The organism is Sulfobacillus sp. TH-112, assembly GCF_057473405.1.
In genome coordinates, this window is the sequence record NZ_JBYCKN010000029.1 from 1 (window position 1) to 5,801 (window position 5,801).

Consider the following 5,801-nt stretch of genomic DNA (forward strand, 5'->3'; position numbering starts at 1 on the left):
ATCCTGTTGGTGTTTAATCTCTTACCGGGAGATTTCGACACTAACCTCTACGGCACGCCACCTCCTCCGATGGTCCCGTAGAGGATGCCTTCGACATGAACCCCTTTTGCAAAACAGGACCAATCACAGCAATACTCCCAAAAGCGCGCTTTAGGTGGTTGGACCTCCTCGCACATAGATTACTTCTCCTGAAATAAAGGACGCTTGAGTTGAACATAAAAACGTTGCCACGTTCGCAATATCTTGGGGAACACCGACGCGTCGTAAAGGGATTCGACTCGCGGCCGCCATCTTCAATTGTTCGGGATCAAGCCCTATGCGCACTGCCGTGTTACGGGTCATTTCGGTATCAATAAATCCCGGGGCCACCGCATTCACGTTAATATTGAAGGCACCAAGTTCAATCGCGAGCGTCCGGGTCAGCCCTTGTAATCCAGCTTTTGCGGTCGAATAGTTCGCCTGCCCACGATTTCCTAACGCGGAGGTGGATGATGTATTGACGATTTTTCCCCACTTTTGCTCCACCATATAGCGTTGCGCGATTTGAGTACAAATAAATGCTCCTTTGAGATGCGTCATCATCACGGCATCCCAATCCTCATCCGTCATTTTGAAGAGCAAGTTGTCACGAGTAATGCCGGCATTATTCACGAGTATCCCTATCGGACCCCATTTTTGAGCGACATCCTGCATCACCATCTCAATATCGTGGCGGATCATCACACTGGCCCCATACGCGGCGGCCACGCCCCCCTGTTGGTGAATCTCAGCCACCGTTTCTTGTACGGCTGACTCATTAAGATCGATAGCTGCCACCTTGACCCCTTCTTCGGCCAAACGCATGGCTTCCGCGCGCCCAATCCCTTGGCCCGCTCCGGTAACGACGGCAATTTTCCCTTTGAGTTCTGGATACATGCCAGTTCCCCCTTAAAAAGACTAGTGATGATCCACAGCCAATATTTTCAAAAGTGCAAATTATTTAAGGTTTCCCATCGACTGCGACCCCTCGGGCCTGCCTCACTCCCCGCAATCTTTCTTAACCGGGCGATCGGTCGATCAGGGTTACGCTATCATCATTCTTCCGGTATCGTCAACCGTGCCCTTCCAGTATTTGACGCTCCGCGTCAAAAGTCGTACGCTTCCCTCAACTTGTTATCACCCCCTGTCATCCGTGTGAACGCTGGAAAACAGGCGATACCATGTCGGGGACCCCTAAGGGCCCCTAAATAACATAAAGACGTCGCTCACCCTCAACATCTGAGGTCTCTAGCATGAGGGGCTCTCCTATGGTGGAGCCGATTGGGCGAATGTCAATGACGAATCTCATCATCTTTCGGGAGGCGATCACATGCAATATCGTCGGTTAGGGAAAAGCGGCCTTAAGGTCTCTACGCTGGGATTGGGAACCAATGCCTTTGGTGGACGAGCCGATAAGGAAACCTCGATTCGAGTCCTGCATCATGCCGTAGATGTCGGCATTAACTTCATTGACACGGCTAACATCTATACGGATTCGAAATCCGAATCCATCATTGGCGAGGCCTTTGAAGGTCGACGTCAAGATGTGATTATTGCCACGAAAGTCGGGATGATGCGAGGGACTGGGCCGAACGACCGAGGGGCGTCGCGCCAACATATCATGAACGAAGTAGAAAATAGTCTGCGCCGCCTCAAAACGGACTACATTGATCTCTATCAAATGCATCGATTCGATACGGAGACCCCGTTGGAAGAAACGCTCCGGGCACTAGATGACTTAGTGTCCTCGGGAAAGGTTCGCTACATCGGCTCGTCCAACTACACCGCGTGGCAAATCATGGAGTCTCTAGCGATTAGCGAAAAACACGGCTATGCCAGCTATGTTTCGGATCAGCCTGGCTACTCTCTCGCAGACCGCACTATCGAACGCGACCTCATTCCTTTTGCTGAAGCTCATCACATTGGCATCATTCCCTTTTTCCCGCTAGCGGGTGGGGTACTCACAGGGAAGTACTCCAAAGGACAAGTGCCGAAAGGTTCCCTCTTAGAAAAAAATCCGCGCTTTGCTGATCGGATGGATCCAGAACGCATTGCACTCGGCGAATTCGTCGTCAACTTAGCCCAAGAGCTCGGAACCACCGCCACGGCGCTCTCTCTCGCCTGGCTTATGCATCGTCCGGCGGTGGCCACCGTCATTGCGGGCGCCACCCGGGAAAGTCAAATTGACGACAATGTTCAATCCGTCGATTTGACTCTCAGTACCGAAACCATGGATGCCCTGAACGAAGCAAGTGAAGCATTTATCTATGCTCCCCCATTCGGGAGTCCGCCCCGCAAGAAATAGTGAAAAGAGGCGGAGGCCGACGACCTTCCGCCTCTCTTTATTTTTTCGCTTGCCGTCAGCGAATGCTCACACCACTTTTTCGTACCACGGACATCATGCAGTGCACGGGTTTCTATGTGTGACTTCTATTGCTTCGGGAAACATGGCCTACGCTCGTCCAAAAATACCTGTGGAGGGAATCGTTTTGCCCGACTACATTCATGACATCCGCCAATTGGTTGGACATCAGAAGATGATTCTAGTCGTTGCCGCAGCGCTCATCTTCGATGCCCACGGCAGGCTCTTGTTACAACAACGCCGAGATAACCGCACTTGGGGAATACCCGGAGGATTTATGGAGATCGGGGAAACCATTCATGATACTGCACGGCGGGAAGTGCAGGAAGAGGTCGGCCTACGCCTTAAAGACATGAGTCTCTTTGCCGTCTATTCCGGTCCCGAGCACGAAACCACTCTCGCAAACGGCGATCAAGTGGCCCATGTGCTCTTTGTATTTACCTGTCGAGAGTACCAGGGATCTCTCCTCAATGAATCTGAGGAATCTCTCGCCACGGGATTTTTCCCCTTAAACGCCCTTCCCGATCCACTTTTTAAGGCACAGCGATATATTTTCCGAGACCTCTTATCAAAGAAGCCACGCCCTATCTTCGACTAACTAACTCTTCTATCCAAAGAGAGTCACACATCGTCTCCCAACCCGCACTGCTGATATTTCATCTTGTCTCTATCTGGAGATAGAGGCCGTCCTGGTAAACATTGCACCCGAAGATAGAGGCACTCCCGTGAACTTACGGTTACGCTATAAGCCGAAGGTAGATGGTTGCCGATGAAGAGGATCGGGACCATTCCAGTGCTTCTACGATAAAACACGTCAAAGGGAGCGGGATCCGGATGCACAATATGTTATACGACCTTATAGGTCTAGCATTGTTCGTATTCTTCATTATTCGCCAGCTCACACCTCGCCGGCCTTCGCGCTTGCGCTTTTACTTTCTTCCGCTCATCGCCTTATACTGGTCGTATCACACCTTACCTCACCCAGTTCCCAGTATTGAAATCTGGACCACTGTCATTTCGGTAGGTATCTCGGTCCCATTTGCCATTATGCAAGCATACTTTACGCGCCTTTACGAAAAAGACGGGCAGTGGGTCATGCAGGGTGATTGGCGCTATCTCGTGAGTTGGCTCATTATCTTTGCCTTACAAGTGGTGATCGCGCTGGTGTTGCACCAGCCCACTCTCACATGGGAGATTGCACTCGGCATCGCGGTCGTATGGGGCATGCGATCTGTCGTCTTACATCTGCGCTATCCGCAATTGTCAGCGATCCTAGCGAGGAAGTAAGTTACATGGGGACAATCGGCCTAAGAGAGCCATGCATTGCTGCGCTAAACGGCCGATAGCATTTGTAGCGCTAATAGCGCCCCAGCGGTTTCCCTATCGCTGGGGTTCATTTGATAGCTTCTGACAAGCCAACCACTATGCACGTTGAATCCCGACACTAATGGACCAGACCGTGCCGAAACGCCCAGACCACCGCTTGGGTGCGGTCTTCCACATTTAATTTTTGCAAGATGCTATGTACATGCGTCTTGACCGTGCCTTCCGAGAGGTAGAGTGCCTGCGCAATATCTCCATTGCGCTCCCCATAGCTCATCCGTTGTAAAACATCCTGCTCTCGTTCTGTCAACAGTACGGCGTCCTCATCCGGAGCAATTCCATAAGCGGAGCCCGCCATCTGAGCAAATGCCCAACTCGCAGCTTGGGTACGATACATCGCTTCGCCGCGATACACCGCACGAATGGTTTCAAGCAATTCTTTAGTGGGCAAGTCCTTTAAAACATACCCCATGGCGCCAGCACGTAAGGCCTCGAGCACATAGAGGTCGACATCAAAGGTCGTCAAGAGAAGCGTTTTCGGCGCGGGCTGAAGCGACTTCGCGATGCGTGCCACGTCAAGTCCGGATCCATCGGGCAGTCGAATGTCTAGCAGGAGCACATCCGGCAAAATCTCCTGAATCCCCAAGACGGCCTCTTTCACAGTGCCGGCCATTCCCACCACCGACATATCCGCCTGATGATCAATCATATAGCTGAGTCCATCACGAATGATGGCCTGGTCATCAACCAAGAAAATGCGGATCATGCGCTACCATTCCTTCCGATAGGCTGTGGGAGTGTCACTTGCACCGAGAGCCCATGGGGCGCATTCACCCCAAATTCAACACGCCCTCCCATAGCCTCTGCTCGCTGCCGCAGCGAAGATAACCCAAAGCCGGGTTCCACATTGGTCGTTAAGATGCCATCATCGGCTACCGTGAGCATGATATACTCGGCGCTTGCACGCAATGTGACGTCTACGTGATGGGCTCGCGCATGCCGTAGAATGTTGGTCATGGATTCTTGGATGACATGATAGAGCATGACGCGAATGGCGACAGGCAATTCCTCTGCGGGCAAGTCAAAGTCGACCGTGCTCTCGAACGATCCGCGACGACTCACCTGATTAATGAGAGAATACAGATCGAGGTCAGTTCCTCGGTCGCTACGTTCTCGAACCGCCTGCCGCACCTCCTGCAACGCATCACGTGCAATCTCCACTAAGTCCGGTAATACCTCTCTGGCCTTCTGAGGTTCATCGGACAGCATCAATTCCAAAGATTCCAACCCGACGATAAGCGAAGTTAACTGGTGGCCAACGCCGTCGTGAATATCCGCCAACGTTTCGAGTCGTGCTTCTCGTGCACGAGACTCCACAATCTGCTGGTTGGTATCCATCAGTTGGCGATGGGTTTCCTGCAGCTCACTATACGCCACTTCTAACTGTTGCATGCGTTCACGGTCGCGTTGCTGCGCCTCCCTTCGAATGTGGACACTATTGACCGCCCAATAGATCCCGAAAATGGCGAGGCCATTGCTCATTCCGTTATAAAGCGTATCTGAAGCCATGACAACCATCAAAACCGCAAGACAAAGGACCGCCAAAAAAGACCATGGGTTTTTATGCCCTCGACCTCCTAGAACCCCAGCGTATGGAAGAAAAAAGGATGGAGCGAGACTGTGGTACGACGGATTGAATGACGCGATAAAAATCCCTACAACGCCTAGCGCTGTAAAAACGAGAGCATTTTGTAGAGTCTTATACCGAGTGGGAATCCAAATCCACACAATGAATAGCACCGCATAGGTGACGACGAACCATCCTGTTAAATAGGTAAGCTTTCCGAATGTCGCCGCCACCACGACAATGACAGCAGTTAATATCCAAGTACGTCTCCGATCGTTGAAAAGCGCCTCTGGCATCCTCGCCCTCCTGCTCTTGTGATCCTTCCTCTATCGGTGACCAAAAAACCCCTAGGACCGTGTAAGGCTCTGAAGTCCCATGTCACGATAGTCATTCTGGCTCTAGCATATCAGACGTGACCTTTCGATAGAGGCTCTCGTAACCAAGAGACCGCAACTGGTACAATAGATGCAC

6 protein-coding genes are annotated in these 5,801 nt (G+C 51.7%); 3 read left to right on the forward strand and 3 right to left on the reverse strand.

From position 1 onward, the window contains the following. Positions 1 to 150: 150 nt before the first annotated feature. Complete coding sequence (gene fabG, locus ACOJWD_RS01920; RefSeq protein WP_486991535.1) at positions 151 to 915, reverse strand: 3-oxoacyl-ACP reductase FabG; 765 nt, start codon at positions 913 to 915, stop codon at positions 151 to 153. Positions 916 to 1,348: 433 nt separating this feature from the next. On the opposite strand from fabG, the gene ACOJWD_RS01925 reads away from it, so the two are divergent. From ACOJWD_RS01925 to ACOJWD_RS01935, 3 genes are all read left to right on the forward strand, one after another. Then, positions 1,349 to 2,323 carry an aldo/keto reductase gene (locus ACOJWD_RS01925; protein WP_486991536.1) on the forward strand — a complete coding sequence of 325 codons (975 nt, stop codon included), beginning with the start codon at positions 1,349 to 1,351 and terminating at the stop codon, positions 2,321 to 2,323. Positions 2,324 to 2,507: 184 nt separating this feature from the next. Then, positions 2,508 to 2,978, forward strand: coding sequence for an NUDIX hydrolase (locus ACOJWD_RS01930; protein ID WP_486991537.1), 471 nt, complete (start codon positions 2,508 to 2,510; stop codon positions 2,976 to 2,978). Positions 2,979 to 3,214: 236 nt separating this feature from the next. Then, positions 3,215 to 3,667, forward strand: coding sequence for a hypothetical protein (locus tag ACOJWD_RS01935; protein WP_486991538.1), 453 nt, complete (start codon positions 3,215 to 3,217; stop codon positions 3,665 to 3,667). Between the two features lie 157 nt (positions 3,668 to 3,824). Here the strand turns inward: ACOJWD_RS01935 and ACOJWD_RS01940 are convergent, their stop codons facing one another. Continuing rightward, the gene (locus tag ACOJWD_RS01940; protein ID WP_486991539.1) at positions 3,825 to 4,469 is read right to left on the reverse strand and encodes a response regulator; all 645 of its coding nucleotides are present in this window, start codon (positions 4,467 to 4,469) and stop codon (positions 3,825 to 3,827) included. Further along, on the reverse strand, positions 4,466 to 5,626 hold the full coding sequence (locus ACOJWD_RS01945) for a sensor histidine kinase (RefSeq protein ID WP_486991540.1): 1,161 nt from the start codon (positions 5,624 to 5,626) through the stop codon (positions 4,466 to 4,468). The genes ACOJWD_RS01940 and ACOJWD_RS01945 overlap by 4 nt, the downstream gene beginning before the upstream one ends. Positions 5,627 to 5,801: the final 175 nt, after the last annotated feature.